The sequence below is a fragment of the Streptomyces sp. NPDC000075 genome (assembly GCF_040301925.1).
Lineage (GTDB): Bacteria > Actinomycetota > Actinomycetes > Streptomycetales > Streptomycetaceae > Streptomyces > Streptomyces polychromogenes.
In genome coordinates, this window is the sequence record NZ_JBEPFL010000004.1 from 198,703 (window position 1) to 222,273 (window position 23,571).

25 protein-coding genes, 3 tRNA genes and 1 pseudogene are annotated in these 23,571 nt (G+C 73.3%); 23 read left to right on the forward strand and 6 right to left on the reverse strand.

Going from position 1 to position 23,571, the window contains the following annotated elements; translation table 11 throughout:
- The first annotated feature begins 23 nt into the window (after positions 1-23).
- The 13 genes and pseudogenes from ABT403_RS06865 (at position 24) to ABT403_RS06925 (ending at position 12,059) form a co-directional block, all read left to right on the forward strand.
- Positions 24-443, forward strand: coding sequence for an NADH-quinone oxidoreductase subunit A (locus tag ABT403_RS06865; protein WP_344163339.1), 420 nt, complete (start codon positions 24-26; stop codon positions 441-443).
- The gene (locus ABT403_RS06870) at positions 434-1,036 is read left to right on the forward strand and encodes an NADH-quinone oxidoreductase subunit B (RefSeq protein ID WP_344163342.1); all 603 of its coding nucleotides are present in this window, start codon (positions 434-436) and stop codon (positions 1,034-1,036) included. The genes ABT403_RS06865 and ABT403_RS06870 overlap by 10 nt, the downstream gene beginning before the upstream one ends.
- A complete protein-coding gene (locus ABT403_RS06875) occupies positions 1,033-2,286 on the forward strand; it encodes an NADH-quinone oxidoreductase subunit C (RefSeq protein ID WP_344163345.1) in 1,254 nt (417 codons plus the stop codon). The genes ABT403_RS06870 and ABT403_RS06875 overlap by 4 nt, the downstream gene beginning before the upstream one ends.
- Positions 2,283-3,251, forward strand: a complete 969-nt coding sequence (locus ABT403_RS06880) for a complex I subunit 1/NuoH family protein (RefSeq protein ID WP_344163347.1) — start codon at positions 2,283-2,285, stop codon at positions 3,249-3,251. The genes ABT403_RS06875 and ABT403_RS06880 overlap by 4 nt, the downstream gene beginning before the upstream one ends.
- On the forward strand, positions 3,251-3,865 hold the full coding sequence (locus ABT403_RS06885; protein ID WP_344163349.1) for a NuoI/complex I 23 kDa subunit family protein: 615 nt from the start codon (positions 3,251-3,253) through the stop codon (positions 3,863-3,865). The genes ABT403_RS06880 and ABT403_RS06885 overlap by 1 nt, the downstream gene beginning before the upstream one ends.
- A complete protein-coding gene (locus ABT403_RS06890; RefSeq protein WP_344163352.1) occupies positions 3,865-4,536 on the forward strand; it encodes an NADH-quinone oxidoreductase subunit J family protein in 672 nt (223 codons plus the stop codon). The genes ABT403_RS06885 and ABT403_RS06890 overlap by 1 nt, the downstream gene beginning before the upstream one ends.
- Positions 4,536-4,766 (forward strand): annotated as a pseudogene (gene nuoK / locus ABT403_RS39010) (NADH-quinone oxidoreductase subunit NuoK); the annotation flags it as partial. The gene ABT403_RS06890 and the pseudogene nuoK, both read left to right, overlap by 1 nt.
- Positions 4,685-6,895, forward strand: a complete 2,211-nt coding sequence (locus tag ABT403_RS06900; RefSeq protein WP_502966006.1) for an NADH-quinone oxidoreductase subunit 5 family protein — start codon at positions 4,685-4,687, stop codon at positions 6,893-6,895. The pseudogene nuoK and the gene ABT403_RS06900, both read left to right, overlap by 82 nt.
- A gap of 14 nt (positions 6,896-6,909) precedes the next feature.
- Positions 6,910-8,487, forward strand: coding sequence for a complex I subunit 4 family protein (locus ABT403_RS06905; protein WP_344163361.1), 1,578 nt, complete (start codon positions 6,910-6,912; stop codon positions 8,485-8,487).
- Entirely contained in the window at positions 8,484-10,016 is a 1,533-nt protein-coding gene (locus ABT403_RS06910; RefSeq protein ID WP_344163364.1) for an NADH-quinone oxidoreductase subunit N, read from the forward strand. Before ABT403_RS06905 ends, ABT403_RS06910 begins: the two co-directional genes overlap by 4 nt.
- A 203-nt stretch (positions 10,017-10,219) precedes the next feature.
- The gene (gene htpX, locus ABT403_RS06915) at positions 10,220-11,083 is read left to right on the forward strand and encodes a zinc metalloprotease HtpX (RefSeq protein ID WP_344163367.1); all 864 of its coding nucleotides are present in this window, start codon (positions 10,220-10,222) and stop codon (positions 11,081-11,083) included.
- Positions 11,080-11,472 carry a YccF domain-containing protein gene (locus tag ABT403_RS06920; RefSeq protein WP_344163370.1) on the forward strand — a complete coding sequence of 131 codons (393 nt, stop codon included), beginning with the start codon at positions 11,080-11,082 and terminating at the stop codon, positions 11,470-11,472. The genes htpX and ABT403_RS06920 overlap by 4 nt, the downstream gene beginning before the upstream one ends.
- Before the next feature lie 65 nt (positions 11,473-11,537).
- Positions 11,538-12,059: an SMI1/KNR4 family protein gene (locus tag ABT403_RS06925; RefSeq protein ID WP_344163373.1), complete on the forward strand. Its 522-nt coding sequence runs from the start codon at positions 11,538-11,540 to the stop codon at positions 12,057-12,059.
- On the opposite strand, the gene ABT403_RS06930 is transcribed toward ABT403_RS06925, so the two are convergent.
- The 3 genes from ABT403_RS06930 to ABT403_RS06940 all read right to left on the reverse strand — a co-directional run bounded on the left by ABT403_RS06930 (position 12,043) and on the right by ABT403_RS06940 (position 15,446).
- Positions 12,043-13,281, reverse strand: coding sequence for an APC family permease (locus ABT403_RS06930; RefSeq protein ID WP_344163376.1), 1,239 nt, complete (start codon positions 13,279-13,281; stop codon positions 12,043-12,045). The genes ABT403_RS06925 and ABT403_RS06930 overlap by 17 nt on opposite strands.
- A 19-nt stretch (positions 13,282-13,300) precedes the next feature.
- A complete protein-coding gene (locus tag ABT403_RS06935) occupies positions 13,301-14,728 on the reverse strand; it encodes a SulP family inorganic anion transporter (protein ID WP_344163379.1) in 1,428 nt (475 codons plus the stop codon).
- Positions 14,729-14,957: 229 nt separating this feature from the next.
- Positions 14,958-15,446, reverse strand: a complete 489-nt coding sequence (locus ABT403_RS06940) for a YajQ family cyclic di-GMP-binding protein (protein WP_344163382.1) — start codon at positions 15,444-15,446, stop codon at positions 14,958-14,960.
- A 204-nt stretch (positions 15,447-15,650) separates the two neighbouring features.
- Here ABT403_RS06940 and ABT403_RS06945 point away from each other — a divergent pair.
- Positions 15,651-15,732: transfer RNA gene (locus tag ABT403_RS06945), tRNA-Tyr, on the forward strand.
- A 70-nt stretch (positions 15,733-15,802) separates the two neighbouring features.
- Here the strand turns inward: ABT403_RS06945 and ABT403_RS06950 are convergent.
- Positions 15,803-16,306 (reverse strand): hypothetical protein, encoded by a 504-nt coding sequence (locus ABT403_RS06950; protein ID WP_344163385.1) that lies wholly within the window; start codon positions 16,304-16,306, stop codon positions 15,803-15,805.
- Between the two features lie 105 nt (positions 16,307-16,411).
- On the opposite strand from ABT403_RS06950, the gene ABT403_RS06955 reads away from it, so the two are divergent.
- Complete coding sequence (locus ABT403_RS06955) at positions 16,412-16,852, forward strand: DUF3574 domain-containing protein (RefSeq protein ID WP_344163388.1); 441 nt, start codon at positions 16,412-16,414, stop codon at positions 16,850-16,852.
- A 55-nt stretch (positions 16,853-16,907) separates the two neighbouring features.
- Here the strand turns inward: ABT403_RS06955 and ABT403_RS06960 are convergent, their stop codons facing one another.
- Entirely contained in the window at positions 16,908-17,564 is a 657-nt protein-coding gene (locus ABT403_RS06960) for an SDR family oxidoreductase (protein WP_344163391.1), read from the reverse strand.
- Positions 17,565-17,617: 53 nt separating this feature from the next.
- A complete protein-coding gene (locus ABT403_RS06965) occupies positions 17,618-19,054 on the reverse strand; it encodes an amidohydrolase family protein (RefSeq protein ID WP_344163394.1) in 1,437 nt (478 codons plus the stop codon).
- Positions 19,055-19,416: 362 nt separating this feature from the next.
- On the opposite strand from ABT403_RS06965, the gene ABT403_RS06970 reads away from it, so the two are divergent.
- The 8 genes from ABT403_RS06970 (at position 19,417) to ABT403_RS07005 (ending at position 23,546) form a co-directional block, all read left to right on the forward strand.
- Positions 19,417-19,489, forward strand: a tRNA-Thr gene (locus ABT403_RS06970).
- A 48-nt stretch (positions 19,490-19,537) separates the two neighbouring features.
- Positions 19,538-19,613, forward strand: a tRNA-Met gene (locus ABT403_RS06975).
- Between the two features lie 89 nt (positions 19,614-19,702).
- Complete coding sequence (gene rpmG / locus ABT403_RS06980; protein WP_007265873.1) at positions 19,703-19,867, forward strand: 50S ribosomal protein L33; 165 nt, start codon at positions 19,703-19,705, stop codon at positions 19,865-19,867.
- A gap of 122 nt (positions 19,868-19,989) precedes the next feature.
- A complete protein-coding gene (locus tag ABT403_RS06985) occupies positions 19,990-20,442 on the forward strand; it encodes an FAS1-like dehydratase domain-containing protein (RefSeq protein WP_344163401.1) in 453 nt (150 codons plus the stop codon).
- Between the two features lies 1 nt (position 20,443).
- Positions 20,444-20,872: a MaoC family dehydratase gene (locus ABT403_RS06990; protein ID WP_045945265.1), complete on the forward strand. Its 429-nt coding sequence runs from the start codon at positions 20,444-20,446 to the stop codon at positions 20,870-20,872.
- 136 nt (positions 20,873-21,008) lie between these two features.
- Positions 21,009-21,614, forward strand: coding sequence for a TetR/AcrR family transcriptional regulator (locus ABT403_RS06995; RefSeq protein WP_344163407.1), 606 nt, complete (start codon positions 21,009-21,011; stop codon positions 21,612-21,614).
- 84 nt (positions 21,615-21,698) lie between these two features.
- Positions 21,699-23,126: an MFS transporter gene (locus ABT403_RS07000; RefSeq protein ID WP_344163410.1), complete on the forward strand. Its 1,428-nt coding sequence runs from the start codon at positions 21,699-21,701 to the stop codon at positions 23,124-23,126.
- A gap of 21 nt (positions 23,127-23,147) precedes the next feature.
- On the forward strand, positions 23,148-23,546 hold the full coding sequence (locus ABT403_RS07005; protein ID WP_344163413.1) for a DUF3291 domain-containing protein: 399 nt from the start codon (positions 23,148-23,150) through the stop codon (positions 23,544-23,546).
- Positions 23,547-23,571: the final 25 nt, after the last annotated feature.

Sequence of the window (23,571 nt, forward strand, 5' to 3'; positions counted from 1 at the left end):
TGGCCGAGGAGCGAGGAACGGACGTGCCCGAACCAACGGTATCGAGCGGCGCCGTGACGGGGACCGTGACCGCCGCGGACTACTTCCACGGCTATTCGGTCGTCGGCCTGCTCGCCGTCGTCGGCGTGCTCTTCGTCGCCGTGGCCTTCGGCGCCGGCCGCCTGCTGCGGCCCGTGGTCCCGACCCCCGAGAAGCTGCTGACGTACGAGTGCGGAGTGGACCCCGTGGGGGAGGGCTGGGCGCACACCCAGGTCCGCTACTACGTCTACGCCTTCCTCTACGTCATCTTCGCCGTCGACTCGATCTTCCTCTTCCCGTGGGCGACGGTGTTCGCCGCCGCCGGTTACGGCGCCACGACCCTGGTGGAGATGTTCATCTTCCTGGGGTTCCTGGCCGTCGGCCTGCTCTACGCGTACAAGAAGGGCGTCCTCGAATGGACGTGACACCGGCCGCCGCGGCACCGGAGCCCGTTTCCCTCCCGGAACCCAGGAGGCTGGGGGTCCTCTCCCGCCTGGCCCCCGAGCCGATGAAGGTGGTCCTGAACTGGGGCCGCCGCTACAGCCTGTGGGTCTTCAACTTCGGCCTCGCCTGCTGCGCCATCGAGTTCATCGCCGCGTCCATGGCGCGGCACGACTTCATCCGACTGGGTGTCATCCCCTTCGCGCCCGGCCCCCGCCAGGCCGATCTGATGATCGTCTCGGGCACGGTGACGGACAAGATGGCCCCGGCCGTGAAGCGGCTGTACGAGCAGATGCCCGAACCGAAGTACGTGATCTCCTTCGGCGCCTGCTCGAACTGCGGCGGCCCGTACTGGGACTCGTACTCGGTCACCAAGGGCGTCGACCAGATCATCCCCGTGGACGTCTACGTGCCCGGCTGCCCGCCGCGCCCCGAGGCCCTCCTCCAGGGCATCCTCAAGCTCCAGGAGAAGATCGCCCGGGAGTCGCTGGCCGAGCGGTACGCGGACCGGCCGTCCGTGGCGCAGCTGACCAGCGGCCTGGTGACGCCGCCGCCCGCCCCGGGGGCCGGCGCGTGAACCTCTACGACTCCCTCCCCGACGGCGCGGCGACCGTCTTCGGCGCCGAGGCCGTGGCCTCCGTCGCGTACGACGTCCTCACCGTGGACGTCCCGGCCGGCTCCTGGATCCCCTCGCTGGAGATCGCCCGCGACAAGCTGGGCTGCACCTACTTCGACTGGCTGAGCGCCGTCGACGAACCGGGCACCGGCTTCCGGATCTGCGCGCACGTCGTCGCCCTGGAGGGCGGCCGCGTACGCCGCCTCCTGCTCCGCACGACCGTCCCGCACGCTTCCCCGTCCCTCCCCTCGGCCGTCGCCGTCTACGCGGGAGCGGCCTGGCACGAGCGCGAGACGTACGAGATGTTCGGCGTGGTCTTCACCGACCACCCGCACCTCGTCCACCTCCTGCTCCCCGAGAACTTCGAGGGGCACCCGCTGCGCAAGGACTTCGTCCTGGCGGCGCGCGTCGCCAAGGCCTGGCCCGGTGCCAAGGAGCCGGGCGAGGCCCACGACCCGGACGCGCCCAAGCGCCGTCAGATGCTCCCGCCCGGCGTCCCGGACCCGAACGAGTGGGGCCCCCTCAAGGGCCAGCTCCCCCCGGCCCCGGCCCGCCCGGCCCGCACCCCCCGCGCCGCCGGCGCGGCGGCCCGCACCCCGCGCGAGGGCGCACCGGCCCGCCGCGTCCGCCCGGACGCGGAGCCCCCGACCCCGGACGCGCCCGCCCGCCCGCCCCGCCGCACCCGCTCGGTGACCGACGGCTCGGCAAGCCAAGCCGCCCCGGCGCCCGACGCCGCTGAGCTGGCGGGGGCCCCGGACGCCTCGGCCCCTGCACAGGGCGAACCGCCCGCCGAGCCCCCGCGCCCCGCGCGCCGCACCCGCTCGGCAGCGGACGGCTCCGCGAGCCAGGCGGCTCCGGAGCCGGACGCTGTGGCCCCCGCACCGGGCGAACCGTCGGCAGAGGCCCCGCGCCCCGCGCGCCGCACCCGCTCGGCGGCCGACGGCTCGGCGAGCCAGGCCGCCCCGGCGCCCGGCGCCGACGCCCCCCGCCCGGCCCGGCGCAGCCGGTCCGCCTCGGACGGGTCCGCGAGCCAGGCCTCCGCGCCGGAGCCGGAGGCTCCCAGGCGCCCGGCCCCGCGCAGCGCGGACGCGCCCTGGCACAACCCGAAGCCCGCCTTCGACGAGCCGGCCCCCGAGCCCCGCCCGGAGCCCGAAGCCGGGGCCGACCCCGAATCCGACCACGACCACGACACCACCGGAGGCGACGCGTGAACGACGTCCTCGACGTCGCCCTGCGACTGATCGTCGTCTTCGCCGTCTTCCTCGTGCTCCCGCTCGTCATCGGGCAGACCGAGCACAAGGTGATGGCGCACATGCAGGGCCGCCTCGGCCCCATGTACGCGGGCGGCTTCCACGGCTGGGCCCAGCTCGTCGCCGACGGCGTGAAGTTCGCGCAGAAGGAGGACATCGTCCCGGCCAACGCCGACCGGCGGATCTTCCAGCTCGCCCCCGCCGTCGCGCTGCTGCCCTACCTCCTCGTCCTCATCGCCATCCCCATCGGCCCCAGCGAGGGCGCCGTCGGCCAGGTCATCGACGCCGGCCTCTTCTACGCCCTCGCCGTCATGGGCGTCGGCGTCCTCGGCAGCCTGATGGGCGGCTGGGCTTCCGCCAACAAGTTCTCCCTCCTCGGAGGCCTCCGCACCGCCGCCCAGCTGCTCGCCTACGAGCTGCCGATGCTGCTCGCCGCCGCCTCCGTGGCGATGGCCGCCGGGACGGTGTCCCTGCCCGGCATCGTGAACGCCTTCGAGTGGTGGTGGCTGCCCTGGCAGATCATCGGCGCGCTCGTCTTCTTCACCGCCGGCCTCGCCGAACTCCAGCGGCCCCCGTTCGACATGCCCGTCGCCGACTCCGAGATCATCTTCGGCGCGTACACCGAGTACACCGGCCTGCGCTTCGCGCTGTTCCTGCTCGCCGAGTACGCCGGCATCGTCGTCCTCTGCGCCCTGACCACCGTCCTCTTCCTCGGCGGCTGGCACGGCCCCTTCGGAGCCGACGGCCTCGGCTGGGTGTGGACCCTCCTCAAGACCGCGATCCTGGCCTTCGTCGTCATCTGGCTGCGCGTGAGCTACCCGCGCCTGCGCGAGGACCAGCTCCAGAAGCTCGCCTGGACCGTACTCATCCCGCTCGCGCTCGCCCAGATCGCGCTCACCGGCATCGTGAAGGTGGCGATCCAGTAATGCCCCCGATCCCCGGATCCGGCCTCGCCAAGGGCCTGGCCGTCACCCTGCGCACGATGACCAAGCGCGCGCACACCGCCCAGTACCCCGAGGTACAGCCCGAGCTCCCGCCCCGCAGCCGCGGGGTCATCGGCCTGTTCGAGGAGAACTGCACGGTCTGCATGCTGTGCGCCCGCGAGTGCCCCGACTGGTGCATCTACATCGACTCCCACAAGGAGACGGTGCCCGCCGCCACCCCCGGCGGCCGCGAGCGCAGCCGCAACGTCCTCGACCGCTTCGCCATCGACTTCTCCCTCTGCATGTACTGCGGCATCTGCATCGAGGTGTGCCCCTTCGACGCCCTCTTCTGGTCGCCGGAGTTCGAGTACGCGGAGACCGACATCCACGAGCTCACCCACGAGCGCGACAAGCTGCGCGAGTGGATGTGGACGGTCCCGGCCCCGCCCGCGCTGGACCCCGGCGCGGAGGAGCCGAAGGAGATCGCCGCCGCCCGCAAGACGGCCGAGAAGGCCGAGGCGGCAGCCGCCGCGGCCGCCGCCGAGGCCGGGGCGACCCCGCCCGCCGACGGCACCCCCGACGGCACCCCCGACACCCCGGCGGGAGGCACCGCCTGATGTACGCCGCCCACCTGACCGCGGCAGCGGCCAAGGCAGCGACCGCCGTCGCGGCCGCCGCCCCCGCGGGCCCGGCCCCGGTGCCCGGCCCCGGCTTCCTCTCGCCGACCGGCGTCGAGATCGCCTTCGTCCTCGTCGGCCTCGCCACCCTCGGCGCGGCCCTCGTCACGGTCACCACCAAGCAGCTCGTGCACGCCGCCCTCTGGCTGGTCGTCGCGCTCGGCGGGATCGCCGTCGAGTACCTGCTGCTGACCGCCGAGTTCATCGCCTGGGTCCAGGTCCTGATCTACCTCGGCTCCGTGGTCGTCCTCCTCCTCTTCGGACTGATGCTCACCAAGGCCCCCATCGGCCGCTCCCCGGACGCCGACTCCGGCAACCGGTGGGTCGCCCTCGGCGTCGCCGGCGCCGCCGGCGCCGCACTCGTCTGGGTGGTCGCCGACGCCTTCCGCACCACCTGGATCGACCTCGACGGCCCCGCCCAGGGCTCCACCAAGGTCTCCGGCGAGATCCTCTTCCAGCACTGGGTGCTGCCCTTCGAGGCGCTCTCCGTCCTCCTCCTCGCGGCCCTGATCGGCGCCATCGTGCTCTCCCGCCGCAGCACCCCCGCCGAGGAGGCCGCCGACGCGGCCGACGCCGCCGCCCGCACGGGCACCGAGAAGGGGCAGAGCTGATGCACCTCGCCTACCCCGCGGTCCTCGCGGCCCTGCTCTTCGCCACCGGCCTCTACGGCGTGCTCGCCCGCCGCAACGCCATCCTGGTCCTGATGTCCGTCGAGCTGATGCTCAACGCCGTCAACCTCAACCTGGTGGCCTTCGACGTCTGGCTGCGCGACACCCTGCACGCCGGCCAGGCCCTCACCCTCTTCACCATCGCCATCGCCGCCGCCGAGATCGGCATCGGCCTCGCCATCGTGCTGATGGTGTACCGCAACCGGGGCACCTCGGACGTGGACAGGCTGCGCGACACCGCCGAGCGCCACGAGCCCGGCCGGCCCGACGAACCCACCGCCCGGCCGGAGGTCGCCGCGTGAGCACCACGACCCTCGCGGTCCTCGTCCCCCTCCTCCCGTTCCTGGGCGCGGTGGCAGGACTCCTCCTCGGCCGGACCGCCCCCGGCTTCGTCAGGCCGCTCGCCGTCCTGCCGGCGCTGGCCGCGGCCGTCCTGGCCGTGCTCGTCGCCGTCCGCCACGGCGGCGGCAAGCCGATCGACACCGCCACCGAGCTGACCCCGACCGGCTCGGTGCCCATCGAGCTCTCGCTCCACCTCGACGGCTTCGCCGTCCTGGTCGCGGCCCTGGTCGCAGTGGTCGCCACCTGCGTCCAGCTCTACTCGACGGCCTACCTCCGCGAGGACCCGCGCTACCCGTCGTACGCGGCTCTGGTCTCACTGTTCACCTCCGCCATGCTGCTCGTCGTCTACTCCGGCGACCTCATGGTGCTGCTGGTCGGCTGGGAGATCATGGGCATCTGCTCGTACTTCCTCGTCGGCCACTACTGGGAGACCGAAGCGGCCCGCTCCGCCTCCCTCAAGGCCTTCCTCGTCACCAAGCTCGGCGACGTCCCCTTCCTCATCGGACTGTTCGCGCTCGCCGCCGACGCCGGCTCCTTCCGGATCACCAAGATCCTCGGCACCGTCGCCGCGGGCGGGCTCGACCACCCGACGCTCATCGCGCTGCTCCTGCTCGCCGGCGTCGCCGGCAAGTCCGCGCAGTTCCCGCTGCACACCTGGCTGCCCGACGCCATGGCCGGCCCCACCCCGGTCTCCGCGCTGATCCACGCCGCGACGATGGTCGCCGCCGGCGTCTACTTCATCGCCCGCCTCCTGCCCGTCTTCACGGCCTCCCGGGCCGCCCTGGTGGTCATGGCCGTCATGGCCGCGACCACGATGGTCGGATCGGCCCTCGCCGCCCTGGCCCAGGACGACATCAAGCGCGTCCTCGCCTACTCCACGGTCGGCCAGCTCGGCTACATGACCGGCGCCCTGGCCGTCGGCGACCGCGGTGCCGCCGTCTTCCACCTCCTGTCCCACGGTGCCTTCAAGGCGCTGCTCTTCCTCGGCGCCGGCGTGATCATCCACGCCGCCGGCACGAACTCCCTCGCCGCCATGTCCCGCATGGACGGCCTGGCGGGGCGCATCCCCGACGCCTTCTGGACGATGACGATCGCGCTGCTCGCGCTCGCCGCCATCCCGCCCTTCGCCGGCTTCTTCTCCAAGGAAGCCGTCCTCGTCGCCGCCGAGCACGCCGCCGGCGGCCACTCCGACCTCGCCCCGAGCGCGGCCGGCTGGGTGGTCCTCGTCGCCGGCGTGCTGACCGCGCTGCTCACCGCCGCCTACGCCACCCGGCTGTGGCTGATGGCCTTCCGGGGCCGGGGCGCGGCCGCCCCCGACCACGGCAGGGAGCCCCTCGCCATGACCGGCGTGCTGTGGCTGCTGGCCGTCCCCTCGATCGCCTTCGGCCTGGCCGCCGGCCCCCTCGCCGACTGGTTCGACGGCAAGGAACTCACCCCGACCGTGACCACCTCGGTCCTCGGCACCGGCGCCGCCCTCGTCGGCGTGATGCTGACCTGGGCCCTGTGGCAGCGCGCCACCGCCAGGGCCGCCGCCGGCGTCCGCAACGGAGCCGCCGTCCCCGCGTCCGTCGCCGCGGCCGAATCCGCCGCCGAGACCCCCGAGGTCGCCGAGGTGACCCACGAGCACCCCGTCGTACCGGCCGCCCCCGCGGCCGACCCCGGCCGGGCCCTCCTCGGCCCGCTGCACCGGCACGCCGCCGACGGCTTCCACCTCGACGCCGTCTACGACCGCCTCTTCGTCCGTCCCGTCCGCGCGGGCGCGAGCCTGGTGCGCTTCCTCGACCGCGAGGTCGTCGACACGTACGTCCGCGGCGCGGGCGCCGGACCCCGGCTGCTCGGCAGCCTCGTCCGCCGGGCCCAGACCGGCAACGTGCAGAGCTACCTGAGCGCCCTGCTCGCCGGCGCCGTGGTCCTGGCGATCGCCATCGCCGTCCTCGCCAACCTCAACGCCGGATCGTGAGCCGAGAGTCAGCCGTGATCGATATCAGCCCGTCCGTGATGCAGTTCCTTCTGGCGTTCATCGTGGCCGCACCGCTCCTCGGCGCCGTCGCGGCCCTCCTCCCGGCCCCGCCCGGGCTCAAGGGCAGGAGCCCCGAACAGGCCGTGCTCCGCCACGGCGTCACCGTCACCGGCGTCATCCTCGCCGCGGCCGTCGCCCTCACCCTGGGCTTCGACCACGACGCCCCGTCCCGCTTCCAGGCGACGACGGACATCAGCTGGATCCAGGCGCTCAACATCCGGATCCACCTCGGCGTCGACGGCATCTCGCTCCCCCTCCTCCTGATGACCGCGCTGCTGTTCTTCCTCTGCGCGGTGTACAGCTACTTCAAGCTCCCCGAGGGCGCTTCCCCGAAGGCCTTCGTGGCACTGCTGCTCGTCCTCGAGTCCGGCACCCTCGCGACCTTCGCCGTCCTCGACCTGATGCTGTTCTTCCTCGCCTTCGAGACGGTCCTCATCCCGATGTACTTCCTCATCGCCCGCTGGGGCGGTGCTCAGCGGCAGGCCGCCGCCTGGAAGTTCATCCTCTACACCCTCCTCGGATCCGTGGTCATGCTCCTCGGACTGCTGCTGATCGGACTGAACAGCGGCACCTTCGACATGGTGGCACTCGCCTCTGACAACGGCCGCGGACTGAGCCACACCACCCAGATCCTGGCCGTCCTCGCCATCGGCGCCGGCCTCGCCGTCAAGACGCCGATGTGGCCGCTGCACAGCTGGCTGCCCGACGCCCACACCGCCGCCCCCACCGTCGGCTCCGTGCTCCTCGCGGGCGTCCTGCTGAAGATGGGCACGTACGGGTTCGTCCGCATCCTGCTCCCCGTCACCCCCGACGGCATGCACACCTTCGCCCCCTACCTCGGCGCCTTCGCCGCCGTCGGCATCGTCTACGGGTCCCTCGCCTGTCTCGCGCTGACCCGCAAGGGCGCCAAGGGCGACCTGAAGCGCCTCATCGCGTACTCCTCCGTCGGCCACATGGGCTTCGTCCTGCTCGGCATCGCGACGATGACCCCCACCGGCGTCAACGGCGCGCTCTTCGCGAACATCGCCCACGGCCTGATCACCGGCCTCCTCTTCTTCCTGGTCGGCGCCCTCAAGGACCGCTACGGCAGCAGCGACCTCGACACCCTCGCCGGAGCCACCGGCGCCGCCCTCTACGGCCGCGCCCCCCGCCTCGGCGCGCTCCTGGCCTTCGCCGCCGTCGCCTCCCTCGGGCTGCCCGGCCTGGCCGGGTTCTGGGGCGAGATGCTGGCCCTGTTCGGCGCGTTCGACCCGGCCGAGGGCCTGTCCCGACCGGCCTTCCTCACCTACATGGCCGTCGGCGCGTTCGGCACCCTGCTCACCGCCGCCTACCTGCTGATCGTCGTACGGCGCGTCTGCATGGGCGACCCGAAGGCCGGACCCGAGCTCACCCTCGCCGACGTCCACCGCTACGAGTTCGCCGCCTGGACCCCGCTCGTCGCCCTCACCGTCCTCGCCGGCCTGTGGCCCGCCACCCTCCTCGGCCTGACCGACCCGGCCGTCCAGAAGCTCCTCGCAGGAGGCAACGCATGACGGCCCTGACGGCCCTGGCCGCCGACACCCCCAGCCTGGTCCAGTCCGTCGACTGGCTCGCGATCACGCCCGTGGTCGTCCCCGCCGCCGTCGCCCTGCTCGTCCTGGTCGCCGACCTCTTCACGCCCGAGGCCCGCAAGCCGGTCCTCGGCTGGGTCTCCGTCGCCGGCCTGGCCGCCGCCACCGCCGCCCTGCTGCCGCTGCGCGCCGGCGACCGCACCACCTTCTGCCTCACCGCCGACCCCGGCGCGTGCAGCTACACCGCCGACCACTTCGCGCTCGTCGTCCAGTTCCTGGTCCTCGCCGGAGCCCTGGTCACCGCGCTGCTGTCGGTCACCGGCGTCCGCGACGGCCGCATCCCGGCCGGCGAGTACTGGTTCCTGCTGCTCTCCTCCGCCGCCGGCGCGGCCCTGCTGCCCGCCTCCCGCGACCTCGCCACCCTGATCGTCGCCCTGGAGGTCGCCTCCCTGCCCGCCTTCGCCCTCGTCGGCATGCGGCGCGGCGACCGGATGTCCTCCGAGGCCGCCCTCAAGTTCTTCCTGTCCTCGGTCACCGCCACCGCCGTCTCCCTGATGGGCGTCAGCCTCGTCTACGCCGCCACCGGCACCCTGCACCTGACGCGGGTCGCCGACCGGCTGGAGGACGTCCCAGGGCAGCTCGACACCCTGGCCATGGCGGGCGTCGCCCTCACCCTGGTCGGCTTCGCCTTCAAGACCGCCGCCGTCCCCTTCCACTTCTGGGTCCCCGACACCTACGTGGGCGCCCCGCTGCCCGTCGCCGGCTACCTGTCGGTGATCGGCAAGGCCGTCGGCTTCACCGGCCTCATCCTCGTCACGGTGATCGCCTTCCCCGCCTACTCCGACGTCTGGGGCCCCGCGCTGGCCGTCCTCGCCGCGCTCACCATGACGCTCGGCAACGCCGCCGCCCTGCGCCAGTCCCCGGACCGGCCGCAGAGCGCCGTCCGGCTGCTCGCCTGGTCCTCCGTCGGCCAGGCCGGCTACCTGCTGGTCCCGATCGCGGCGGCCGCGTACTCCGACCGCGACCAGATCGGCTCGACCGTCGCCTACGCGCTCATGTACGCCGCCGTGAACCTCGGTGCCTTCGCCGTCGCCGCGCTGGTCGCGCGGACCAAGCCGCTGCACCGGATCAGCGACTACCGCGGCCTGTACGCCGAGCGCCCCGCCGCCGCCCTGTCACTGGCCTTCTTCCTGCTCTGCCTGGCCGGGCTGCCGCCGGGCATCATCGGCCTCTTCGCGAAGGTCACCGTCTTCCGGTCCGCCGTCGACGCCGGCCTGGGCTGGCTCGCCGTGGTCATGGCCGTCAACGTCGTGGTCGCTCTGTACTACTACCTGCGCTGGACGGCCCTGCTCTTCCGCAGCCCGCAGACCGAGGGGCAGCCCACGGCCGTCGCGAAGGCCCCCTGGCCCCTCACCGCCGCCATCGCGCTCACCGCCGTGACCGCCCTGGCCCTGTCCGGCGCCCCGCAGCTGGTCCTGCGCTTCGCCTCGGGCGGCCTCTTCCCGCTGTAACCGGCCCCGCCCGCACGCCCTCACCCGTACGGAGCAACACCCGTCGCCGCCCCCGGCCCCTGCCGGGAGGGCGGCGGGGCCCCGCCCTGCCCCGGGAACCCGGCGCCCCCACCTCGCGTTGACAACAGAGGGAGGGTCCACTGGACCGAAGACCCTCAGATCCACGACGGGGCTCCCCTGACGCACCACTTGGAGGGCGTACCGTGCACCGCCGGCATAACGGGCTGAAGACCGCCGTACTCCTCGGCGGGATGTCCGCACTCATCATCGTCATCGGCAGCTTCTTCGGGCGGGGCGGCCTCGTCGTCGCGGTCCTCGTGGCCCTGGCGACCAACGCGTACGCGTACTGGAACAGCGACAAGCTGGCTCTACGCGCGATGCGCGCCCGGCCCGTCAGCGAGTTCGAGGCCCCCGAGCTCTACCGCATGGTCCGCGAGCTCTCCACGTCCGCGCGCCAGCCCATGCCCCGCCTCTACATCTCGCCGACCGAGGCCCCCAACGCCTTCGCCACCGGCCGCAACCCGCGCAACGCCGCCGTCTGCTGCACGGAGGGCATCCTGCGCATCCTCGACGAGCGGGAGCTGCGCGGGGTCATCGGACACGAGCTGAGCCACGTCTACAACCGCGACATCCTCATCTCGTCGGTCGCCGGGGCGCTGGCCTCCGTGATCATGTTCCTGGTGAACTTCGCCTGGCTGATCCCGGTCGGCCGCTCCAGCGACGACGAGGGCCCCGGCATCTTCGGCATGCTGCTGATCATGCTCCTCGGCCCGCTGGCCGCGTCCGTGATCCAGCTCGCCATCAGCCGCTCCCGCGAGTACGAGGCGGACGCCTCCGGAGCCCAGCTCACCGGCGACCCGCTCGCCCTGGCCGGCGCCCTGCGCAAGCTCGACGCCGGCACCAGACAGCTTCCGCTGCCCCCCGAGCCCCGGCTGGAGACGGCGAGCCACATGATGATCGCCAACCCCTTCCGGCCCGGCCAGGGCTTGTCCAAGCTGTTCTCGACACACCCTCCGATGGCCGAGCGCATCGCCCGGCTCGAACAGATGGCAGGCCGCAGCCAGTGAAAACCATCCTGAACGTCATTTGGCTCATACTCAGCGGGGTCTGGCTGTTCCTCGGCTACTGCGTGGCCGGCCTGATCCTCTGCATCACCGTCATCGGCATCCCCTTCGGCATCGCGGCCTTCCGCATCGCCGTCTACGCCCTCTGGCCCTTCGGCTACATCACCGTCGAGCGCCGCGACGCGGGCGCGCCGTCCTGCGTCGGCAACGTCCTGTGGCTGGTCCTGGCCGGCTGGTGGCTGGCGCTGGGCCACATCGCCACCGGCATCGCCCTGTGCGTCACGATCATCGGCATCCCCTTCGGCATCGCCAACTTCAAGATGGTCCCCCTCTCCCTCCTCCCCCTGGGCCGCGAAATCGTCCCGACGGACGCCCCCTTCGCCTCCCGGTGACGGCTCCCGGCCGGAGTTATCCACAGGCCGGGACGACTGTCAGAGGTCTGCGTCACCATGAACACATGAACGAGACCGAGCAGTTGCTGGAGCAAGTCACAGGCCGCGTACGAGACTCCGTGCGCGAGGACGGAAAGCCCCTTCCCGTGCCCCTGGCGGAAGGGGAGATCGACCGGGCGGCGCGCGACCTGGGCTTCGCCCCGCCGCCCCTGCTCGCCGCGCTCTACACGCGCGTCGGCGACGGCGGATTCGGGCCCGAGTACGGACTGCTGCCGCTGCGTCAGGCCATAGCGGAGTACGAGGCGGGCCGCGCGTCCGACTGGGGCTGGCCCGAGGGCGTCCTGCCCATAGCGGACCTCGGCTGCGGCATGTCCGCCTGCGTCGACTGCCGCTCCGAGAGCGCCCGCCTCCTGCTCTTCGAGCCCAACCCCGGGGATCCCGCCCTCGCCTGGTACCACCTCTCCCCGGGCCTGGATCACTGGCTGCGCGACTGGCTCGACGGCACCGGCTGGTTCCGCGAGGAGGACGAGTGGGACGGGGAGGAGGAGGAACAGGGCCTCTGGGCGGAGTTCAGCTCCCGGATCTGACCCGGCCCCGCACCGCGTAGGCCAGAGCGCCCAGCGCCAGTACCACCGCACCCGAGACCGCCGAAGCGGCGGGCAGGGCGCAGGCCAGCAGCACACAGCCGGACAGCCCCGCCGCTGCCACGGCACGCCCCTTGACATCTGAACCGAGAGTCCAGGCGGAGGCGTTCGCGATCGCGTAGTAGACCAGCACTCCGAAGGAGGAGAAGCCGATCGCGCCCCGCAGATCGGCGGTGGCCGCGAGCACCGCCACCACCGCACCCACGGCCAGCTCCGCGTGGTGCGGCACCTGATGCCGGGGATGTACGGCGGCCAGCGCGCGCGGCAGATGGCCGTCCCGGGCCATCGCCAGCGCGGTCCGCGACACCCCGAGCACGAGGGCCAGCAGAGAGCCCAGCGCGGCCAGCGCCGCGCCCACCCGGACGACCGGGACCAGTCCGGGCAGGCCGGCCGCGCGGACCGCGTCGGCCAGCGGGGCGGACGACCCCGCCAGCCCGTCGGCACCGAGCACCGACAGGGCCGCCACCGCCACGGCGGTGTACACCAGCAGGGCGATCCCCAGCGCGAGCGGCACCGCGCGCGGGATTGTGCGCTCCGGATCACGCACCTCCTCGCCCAAGGTGGTGATCCGGGCGTAGCCCGCGAACGCGAAGAACAGCAGGCCCGCGCCCTGCAACAGCCCGGCGGCGCCGCCCCACTCCCCGCCGGCCACCCGGCCCGCCCCCGCCGCGCCCGAGCTCAGGCAGGCCACGACGACCGCCGCCAGCACCGCCAGTACGGCCGCCACGGTCAGCCGGGCGATCCGGGCCGACTTCCGCACCCCGCCGTAGCCCGCGGCGGTCAGGGCCACCACCGCCGCCACGGCCGTCACATGCTCCCGGCCCGGCCACACGTACGCCCCGACGGTCAGCGCCATCGCCGCGCAGGAGGCCGTCTTGCCGACGACGAAACCCCATCCGGCCAGGTACCCCCAGAAGGGGCCCAGCCGCTCGCGCCCGTACACGTAGGTCCCGCCGGAGGACGGATAGCGGGCGGCGAGCCGCGCCGAGGAGTGCGCGTTGCAATAGGCCACGAGGGCCGCCACAGCCAGGGCGGCCAGGAGCCCGCCCCCCGCCGCGCGGGCCGCCGGGGCGAGGGCGGCGAAGATACCGGCGCCGACCATCGCGCCGAGCCCGACCACGACGGCGTCGGACACCCCCAGGGTGCGTTTCAGCTCGTTGTCCACGGCCGGGAGGGTAGCCGGGCTAGATGACGCCCTCCTTGCCGGGCAGCGGTGTCCTCTTGCGCTCCCAGCCCTCCAGCGCGGTCAGGCAGGCGTGGTCCAGGTGCCGCAGCCCGCTCAGGTCGAGCCGCACCGCCGGCCCGTGCGGCAAGGCCTCCAGGGAGTCCAGCAGCTTCGGCAGCCGCAGGAAGCTGGCGTTCCCCACCACCCGCACGCACAGCTCCTCGCCCTCCCACACCTCCTCGACGTGCACGTGGGAGGTCTCCCAGGCGGCCTTGGCCACGGCGAGGCCCAGCCCGACCAGCACCCCCTCGAAGAGACTGGTGGCCAGGATCGAGACGGCCGTCACCACCAGCACCACCGCCTCGCCCCGGTGCGTGCGCCACAGGGCGGCCACCGCCCGCGCCGGAAGCAGCTTCCAGCCCGCGTGCAGGAGCACCCCGGCGAGCGCCGCGAGCGGCACCACCTCCAGCACCTGCGGCAGCGCCACCGCGAACAGCAGCAGCCAGCCGCCGTGCAGGATCCGGGACGCCCGGGTGCGCGCCCCGGCCTCCACGTTGGCGGAGCTGCGCACGATGACGGCGGTCATCGGCAGGGCCCCGAGCAGCCCGCACACCGCGTTGCCGACGCCCTGCGCGACCAGCTCACGGTCGTAGTCGGTCCGCGGCCCGTCGTGCATCCGGTCGACGGCGGCGGCGCTGAAGAGGGTCTCGGCGGAGGCGATCAGCGCGAGCGCCACCACGGTCCCCACGGCCCCGACGGAGGCCAGCTCACCGAAGTCCGACCAGCCCGGCGGCGCCACCGCGTCCAGCACCCCGGTCACCCGGACGGTCTCCACAGGCAGCCGCAGAGTCATGGCCGCGGCGGTGGCGGCCGCGACCCCGACCAGAGCGCCCGGTACGACGCGCAGCCGGGCCGGCACCCGCCGCCACAGCACCAGGACGGCGATGGTCCCCGCCCCGAGCCCCACGGCGGCCCAGTCGGCCTGCGCCCCGAGCTCGTGCACCCCGCCCAGCTTGGCCAGGGTCTTCCCGGGGGCCGGCACCCCGCCCAGGGCGTACAGCTGCCCGGCGATCAGCACGAGCCCGATCCCGGCCAGCATCCCGTGCACCACGGCCAGGGAGATCGCCCGGAACCACCGCCCGAGCCGCAGCGCGCCCAGCCCCAGCTGGACCATGCCCGCGGCCAGCACGAGAACCCCCAGGGCGGGCAGGCCGTAGGCGCCCACGGCCTCGTAGACGAGCACGGTCAGACCGGCGGCGGGCCCGCTGACCTGGAGGGCGCTGCCCCGGAACCAGCCGGTGACCAGACCGCCCACCACCCCGGTGACGATCCCCAGCTCGGCAGGGACACCGGAGGCGACGGCGACCCCGACGCACAACGGCAGCGCCACCAGCGCGACGACGACGGACGCCCCGAGGTCCGCTCGGAAAGTGCCGGCCCCAGGCATGCGGGTACCCCCTCGTGAGGACGGTGACGGATGTCACCCAGCCTGTCGGGCGCGTCCGGCCGCGCCCAGTGGCCACCGGGGGGCCGGACGGGAGCGTGCGCCGTTCACGCCGGGCACACGCCACGGGCGCCGAAACGGCGAAGGGCACAACGCGGGCGCCCGCCGGAGAGGTCCCGGCGATCCGCCCCCGTTGTGCCCCACGGGGTCCGATCAGCGACGTACGCGCAGGTCAGCGGTAGTTCACGAACTGGATGGCGAAGTCCAGGTCCTTGCCCTTGAGCAGGGCCTGGACGGCCTGGAGGTCATCGCGGCTCTTGGAGCTGACGCGCAGCTCCTCGCCCTGGACCTGGGCCTTGACGCCCTTGGGGCCCTCGTCCCGGATGATCTTCGCGATCTTCTTGGCGTTCTCCTGGGAGATGCCCTCCTGGATCGTCGCGAAGATCTTGTACTCCTTGCCGGACAGCTGCGGCTCGCCGGCGTCCAGCGCCTTCAGCGAGATCCCGCGCTTGACCAGCTTGGTCTGGAACGCGTCGAGGATGGCCTTGACCCGCTCCTCGCCGTTCGCCTCCATCAGGATCTTCTCGCCGGACCAGGAGATGGAGGCACCGGTGCCCTTGAAGTCGTAGCGCTGCGAGATTTCCTTGGCGGCCTGGTTGAGGGCGTTGTCGACCTCCTGCCGCTCGACCTTCGAGACGATGTCGAAACTGGAGTCGGCCATGTGCTGTGGCTCCTTGAAGTCGGCTGTGGTGTGCCCCGGAGGGCCGCGGCCGGACATCCCCGGCCCGCTCCGCAAAGCCTAGCCACCGCACCCGCGTGAGGCGCTGATCAATCCGGTGGCGAAGCACCCCCGCACATCAGGTATCGTTTACGTCGTTGCCGAGGAACAACGCCGAAAGGCGGAGGAACCGAGGCGACATCCCATGGCGGTGTGCCCGAGTGGCCAATGGGAGCGGACTGTAAATCCGTCGGCTTAGCCTACCCAGGTTCGAATCCTGGCGCCGCCACGCGAGTGGAACCCCCGTTCATCTGCGGAAACGCAGTGGGCGGGGGTTTCTTCGCATAGCCGCGGACGGGCTAGGGAGCGGTCACCGTCAGGTGGTAGGTCGTGTCGACCCGGAAGCCGTCGGCGGCCGCCGCGTCGATCTCCAGGACGAACTGCCCCGCCGGGAGCGGGTCGAGGGCGCACCACAGCCCCCAGGCGACCTGGGGTATCCCCAGGGCGGGGAAGGGCTTCGAGGTGAACTCGCGCAGGGGGAGCGGAGAACCGTTCAGCGCCGCCGAGGCCCGCGTCGTCTCCAGCCGCAACGGCTTCGTCAGGAACGGCACCGCCGGGCGCCGGGTGTTCAGCACGGGGAAGAACAGCGGACGCCCCGTCGGGACGTCGCACCGGCGCACCACCCGGCCGCCGTAGGTGCCCGCCAGGAACCACACGTCCCCCGGCTGGCGCCGCCCGGCGTACGCGCCGGTCGTGTCCGCCACCGGGCTCTCCTCCTGCGGGGCCGACAGTGCCCACTTCCACCACCGGGCCGCCAGCCGGCCCCCCTCGGCCACGCTGACCTGCCAGTTCCCGTCACCCATGCCGCGTCCCGGTCCCCCCTGCGGCCGCCCCCTGCGGCCGGATTCCGGGTGACCCTATCGGCCCCCCGCCGCGCACCGAAGCGGACGGCCGGTCGTTCACGGGGCGTGAGATGGACTTCGGACACACGCGGAAAAGCCGCGGGCGGGGTACTGGCGGCCCTGCTCGGTGCCGGGATCCCGGCCCTGGTCGGGGCGGCGCTGCACGGCCACGCGGGGGAGCCCTACCGGGAGACGCGGCTCTACTTCGGCACCCAGCGCACCGACGGCCGCCCGCCCGTCGCCAAGGGGGAGTTCATGCGCTTCCTGGACCGCGAGATCACCCCGGACTTCCCCGAGGGCCTCACCCTGCGCGACGGGTACGGCCAGTGGCGCGACGGGGACGGCACGATCGTCCGCGAGGCCTCCTACGAAGTCGTGCTGCTCTACCCCGAGAAGGAGGCCGCCGCGCGCGGCAGCCGCGTGGAACGGATCCGGCGGGCCTACGAGGAGCAGTTCCGGCAGGACTCGGTCGGACGCTCCGACGACGAGCTCGAAGCCGACTTCTGACCGGCCCCGGACGGCTTCTGACAGCCCGTCGGGGACGCAGGCCGAGGGGCCCGGCTCAGTTGCCGGCCACGTCCTTCACGGCGACCGCCACCGGCGTCGAACCCGACAGCAGCTCCAGCGTCAGACCGGCCGTCGCCGGGGTCTCGACCAGCTCGGCGAGGACCGCCGCCACGTCGTCGCGCGTCACACTGCCCGGCCCGGTGCGCGCCTCCAGCCGGACCAGCCCCGTACCGGGATCGTCGGTCAGCACACCGGGGCGCACGATCGTCCACTCCAGACCCAGCCGGGTCCGCACGTGGTCGTCGGCCTCGCCCTTCGCCCGCAGGTACGCGTCGAAGACCTCGGCCCCCTCGTGCCGGGCGTCCGCACCCATCGAGGAGACCATCAGGAAGCGGCGCACTCGGGCCCGTTCGGCGGCGTCGGCGAACAGCACCGCCGCGCCCCGGTCCACCGTCTCCTTGCGCGCCGCACCGCTGCCCGGACCGGCCCCGGCGGCGAACACGGCCACGTCGGCGCCCTGCAGGATGCCCGCCACGTGCTCGACGGAGGCCGACTCCAGATCGCACAGCACTGGTTCGGCGTCGGCCTCGCGCAGATCGGCGCCCTGTTCCGGGTCCCGGATGATCCCGGCGACCTCGTACCCGCGCGCGGCGAGCAGGCGCTCCAGCCGCAGCGCGATCCGACCGTGTCCACCCGCGATGACGATGCGCATGTCCCGACCGTACGACGACCGGGCCGCCCCCGCCCGCGAACGCCCGGGCGCGTTCAGGGACCGGGCTCCATACGGCCCTGCCGGGGCAGGTCCAGGGCCACCGCGACCGCCGAGTCGCAGTACTCCCGTACGGCACTCGTCCGGGCTACCACCCGGCCCCGGTGGATCACGATCCGGCTGTAGGCCAGCGACAGCACCCCGGCGATCCGTTCCCCGCGCACGGCGAGGAGCTCCGCCGGGAAGCCGGCCTCCACCCGTACCTCCGGCAGGGCCATGACCTCGCGGGCGGCGGCGCTGACCGACGCGTACGCCTCGGCGGGGCGCAGCCCGCCCTGGGAGGCCAGCAGGTAGGCGGCTTCGAGGGGGTCGCCCCGCCCGACCGGGTTCCCCGCGTCCCGCAGCGCCCCGCTCCCGGCGGCCACCCGGACCCCGGCGGCGCGCAGCAGGCGTACGGGGGCGGTGCGCAGGCCGCGCCGCTCCAGCGCGGCGCAGTCGCCCTGGGGCAGGCAGGTGACGCGTACGCCGGCCGCCGCGAGCTGGTCGGCGGCGCGGGAGGCGGCGTCCAGCGGGAGCCGGGACAGGCCGCCGCAGGGGCCGATGGTCACCCCGGGCCTCAGCCCCCCGGCCATCGCCGCCAGCCGGGCGAGGCGGCCGGGATCGTCACCGTCCGTGTGCAGGTCCACGGGACAGCCGTGCTCGGCGGCCAGTTCCAGGACCGCCTCGACGAAGCCCGTCGGGTCGGGGTCCAGATCGGGGCAGCCGCCGATCACCGAGGCGCCCATCTTGACGGCGTCCCGCAGCATCGCGAGCCCGTCGGCGCCGGCCACCCCGGTCAGCAGCCGGGGCACGGCGACCGTGGTCAGGTCGGTGAGCCCCCGCAGGGAGCGGCGGGCCTGGAGGGAGGCCTCCAGCGGGGCCAGTCCGTGCACGTCGCCGATCCGGACGTGGGAGCGCACGGCGGTGGCACCGTGCCCGAGCTGGAGCAGTGCCGCCTCGGTGGCCCGGCGCTGGACCTCGTCCGGGGCGTACGAGACGGGGCCCTCGCCGTCGGCGGTCAGGGCGGTGTCCCCGTGGGCGTGCGGTTCGGCGGGGGCGGGCAGGAGCAGGTAGCCGCGCAGGTCCACCCTGGCCAGGGCGGGGGCGGGGAGGCTGCCCGCCGTGCCGACGGCCTGGATGCGGCCGCCGCCGAGCCGGACGTCGACGGTGCGGCCGTCGGTGAGCCGGGCCCCCGTGAGCAGGAGCCCCGTCGGCGGTTCCGCGTCGGGGGCGCCGCCGCCGGGAGTGCGGGCCGGACCGCGCCCGGGGCCGTCGGCGGGCCCACGGCCCGGGCCCCCGGCGGAAGCACGGCCCGGCCCCCCGGAGCCCCGGGAGGGGCCGCCGGCGGAGCCCTTCGGCGGACCACCGCCGTGGCCTGCGGCAGGGCCGCCGGACGGGCCCCCGGCCGGGTTGCGCGGGGAGGGGGACGGCTGCTGCGGCTGGCTGTCGGACATCGCGCTCCTGCGGGGGGCTCGGGCGGTTCCTGTGCCGTGGCCGCAGCCCGCGGCCCAAGATCACGCAGCGTGCTCAGAGCCTAGGGCGCGGGGCTGCCCGGTTCGCGGAAGAGCGCAATAGTCGTACCGGTGTGGTGCCCGCACGCCCCGGTGCTCCACGGACGCGCCCGCGCACGGTGGCCGGGGCGGGTTCGCGCAGTCGCGGCGCGGGGAGCGCTTGTGACCCCGGCCACAAAAAGGCCCGTTTGTGCCTCCCGGGGCGCCCGCGACTGATCGAGAAAGACGTGCGGAGGTCTTCCGAGCCCAGTCCCCCCAAAGGATTTGGGCGATCGGCGCGCAACCGTGTAATGTCTTCCTCGCTCGCCCCAATAGCTCAGTCGGTAGAGCGTCTCCATGGTAAGGAGAAGGTCTGCGGTTCGATTCCGCATTGGGGCTCTGGTGAGAGAGGTTCCCCGCCCTCGGGCGGGGAACGGATCTCATCAAAGCGGCGTAGCTCAGTCGGTAGAGCAAGCGGCTCATAATCGCTGTGTCACCGGTTCAAGTCCGGTCGCCGCTACCAACACCCAGTAGCCGATTGCGGGGTCGGTCTCCCGATCGGCTACTCTTTTATGCGTTCATCCGTCCCATAGTCCGTCAAGGAGCACTCACGTGGCTGCCACCGACGTCCGCCCGAAGATCACGCTGGCCTGCGTGGAGTGCAAGGAGCGGAACTACATCACCAAGAAGAACCGGCGTAACAACCCGGACCGCATGGAGATGAAGAAGCACTGCCCGCGCTGCAACTCGCACACCGCGCACCGCGAGACCCGCTAATCACTGGCGAAGTCTCCATATAGGCACAGTCACGAGGTCGTCCCCTTCCAGGGGGGCGGCCTCGTGTCGTTTCCGCACCGGTTCCTTGATCCGGAGTCCGTTCAAGCAGGAGGTAGTGAGCCATGGCCCTCGACCAGAGCTTCGTGGGGCGGACCTACCCGCCCACCGACCCGTACGAGGTCGGCCGGGAGAAGATCCGCGAATTCGCGGTCGCGGTGGGTGACCTGAATCCCGTCTACACCGACCCCGAAGCCGCCAAGGCGCTCGGCCACCAGGACGTGATCGCCCCGCCGACCTTCGTGTTCGCCATCACCTTCGCGGCGGCGGGCCAGGTCGTCGAGGACCCCCAGCTCGGGCTGGACTACAGCCGCGTCGTGCACGGCGACCAGAAGTTCGCGTACGTCCGCCCCGTGCGCGCGGGCGACCGGCTCACCGTGACCTCCACCATCGAGGCCGTGAAGTCCCTCGCCGGCAACGACATCATCGACATCCGCGGCGAAGTCCACGACGAGTCCGGCGAGCACGTGGTGACCGCGTGGACCAAGCTCGTGTCCCGCGCCCCCGAGGAGGCCTGAGATGACCGCGCAGATCCAGTACGCCGACGTCGAGGTCGGCACCGAGCTCCCGGCGGCGTCCTTCCCCGTGACCCGTGCCACGCTCGTCCGCTACGCGGGCGCCTCCGGCGACTTCAACCCGATCCACTGGAACGAGAAGTTCGCCAAGGAGGTCGGGCTGCCGGACGTCATCGCGCACGGCATGTTCACGATGGCCGAGGCGATCCGCGTCGTCACCGACTGGGTCGGCGACCCGGGCGCGGTCGTCGAGTACGGCGTCCGCTTCACCAAGCCGGTCGTGGTCCCGAACGACGACCAGGGCGCGCTGATCGAGGTCACCGCCAAGGTCGCGCAGAAGCTGGACGACAACCGCGTACGGGTCGACCTGACGGCGATGAGCGCCGGACAGAAGGTCCTGGGCATGTCCCGCGCGGTGGTCCGGCTGGCCTGAGCGGCCGCCGGCCGCCGGCCGCCGGGCTGAGGCGCGGGGGGAGACCCCCGCGCCCCCCGACCCCCAGCCCGCCCCCCCTCGACCCGCGCCCCCGACCCCTTGACTTAGTTAGTGATTGAGTACTAACTTCCTATGCATGGCAAGGATGAGTGCGGACGAGCGGCGCGAGAGCGTCATCCGCGCCGCGATCCACGAGTTCGCGCGCGGCGGCTACCACGGGACCTCCACGGAGGCGATCGCCAAGCGCGTCGGGGTCTCGCAGCCGTACCTCTTCCGCCTCTTCCCGGGCAAGAAGGCCATCTTCCTGGCCGCCGCCGGCCGGTGCCTGGAGAACACCCGCAGGGTGTTCGCCGAGGCCGCCGACGGGCTGCACGGCGAGGAGGCCCGCGCCGCCATGGGCGAGGCGTACGTCCGGCTGATCGCCGAGGAACCGGCGATGCTGCAGATGCAGCTCCAGATGTACGTCACCGTGGCCGCCGCCGAGGCCGCCGGGGACCGCGAGCTCGGTGACCTCGTGCGGGCCGGATGGCTGGAGCTGTGGGACACCGTCGGCATCCCGCTCGGCGACGTCCACCAGACCACGGCCTTCATGGCCCAGGGGATGCTCATCAACACCCTGTCCGCCATGGGGTTCCCCTCGGGCCACCGCATCTGGGACGGCTTCCCGGGCGGCGTCGACAAGGCGGCCGGCGCGGCCGGCGCGGCCGGTGTCGCCGAAGCGTCCGGCGGCAGCGCGGTCTGACGCGCGGGGTCCTGTGCGGCCCCGCGTTCTTCTTGGCCAGCAAAGTTAGTCAGCAATAACTAACAAACAGCTTCAGGGGGAAGCATGACCCAGCAGAAACTCGGACCGTCCGCGGTCTGGGCCCTCGTCCTCACCGGCGCAGCCGGTTTCATGGCCGCCCTCGACAACCTCGTCGTCACCACCGCCCTCCCCGCCATCCGCGCCGACCTCGGCGGCAGGCTGGAGGACCTGGAATGGACGGTGAACGCCTACACCCTGACCTTCGCCGTCCTGCTGATGTCCGGCTCCGCCCTCGGCGACCGCTTCGGCCGCCGCCGGCTCTTCACCGCCGGCCTCGCCCTCTTCACCGCCGCCTCCGCCGCCGCGGCCCTCTCTCCCGGCATAAGCGAGCTCATCGCCGCCCGCGCCGTCCAGGGCGTCGGTGCCGCCGTCATGATGCCGCTCGGCCTCACCCTCCTCACCGCCGCGGTCCCCGCCGCCCGGCGCGGCACGGCCCTCGGGATCTACGGCGCCGTCACCGGCCTCGCCGTCGCCTCCGGCCCCCTCATCGGCGGCAGCCTCACCGAACACGTCTCCTGGCAGTGGATCTTCTGGCTCAACGTGCCCATCGGCCTCGCCCTGATCCCGCTCGCCCGTCTGCGCCTCGCCGAGTCCGCCGTCCCGGACGCCCGGCTCGACGTCCCCGGCACCCTCCTCATCAGCGGCGGCCTCTTCGGCATCGTCTACGGCCTGGTCAACGCCAACGCGCACGGCTGGACCAGCGCCCCCGTCCTCACCGGCCTCATCGCCGGCGGCGCCCTCACCGGCGGCTTCATCCACCACGGGTTCCACAACGCCAATCCCGTCCTGCCCATGCGGCTCTTCCGGAACCGCGGCTTCCTCGGGATCAACCTCGCCAGCCTGCTGATGTACCTCGGCATGTTCGGGTCGATCTTCCTGCTCAGCCAGTTCCTCCAGGGCGTCGCCGGCTACTCGCCCACCGAAGCGGGCCTGCGCATGCTCCCCTGGACCGGCATGGGGATCGTCGTCGCCCCGCTCGCCGGGATCCTCGCCGACCGGATCGGCGGCCGTCCCGTCGTCGCGGCCGGCCTGGCCCTCCAGGCCCTCGGCCTCGGCTGGTTCGCCCTCGTCCTCAGCCCCGACGTCTCCTACGCCGCCCAGCTCCCGGCCCTCGTCCTCAGCGGGATCGGCATGTCCCTGTATTTCGCACCGGCCAACCACGTGCTCATGTCCACCGTGGCCCCCGCCGACCAGGGCAAGGCCTCCGGCACCAACAACGCCCTCCGCGAGGTCGGGGGCGCCCTCGGCGTGGCCGTCCTCGCCTCCGTCTTCTCCGCCCACGGCGGCTACCGGACCCCGCGGACCTTCACCGACGGCACCGTCCCCGCCCTGTGGATCGGCGCCGCCGCCGTCGCCCTCGCCGCCGCCCTGACCCTGCTGCTCCCGCGCCGGACGAACACCGCACCCGCCCCCGCGACGGACCCGGCCCCCGCCCCGGCCCACGCCGCCTGACCTGCGAGAAGGAGCCCCGCCATGCCCGACATCCCCTGGTCCACGCCCACCGCCCCCGCCCCGGACGCCGAGGTCTACGTCATGGCCTCCCGCTTCGAGACCGACACCCTCACCGGCGCCCTCAGGTTCTTCCTCAAGGCGCCCGGGATCATCGCCCAGATCCGCAAAGCACCCGGTGCCCACGGCGTCGCCCTGCGCGCCCGCGTCCTGCGCCGGACCTTCCTCACCCTCTCCGCCTGGGAGGACCGCGACGCCCTGTACCGCTTCGCCCGCAGCGAGCCCCACCGCTCCAGCTCCCGCGCCGCCGCCGCGTACATGCGGGAGTCCGCCTTCACCTTCTGGACCGTTCCCGCCGGCGAACTCCCCCTCACCTGGGCCGAGGCCGAGCGGCGACTGGCAGAGCGGAAGCAGGGCCACTGAGTGCCCCGCCGGGATGCGAGGGGGA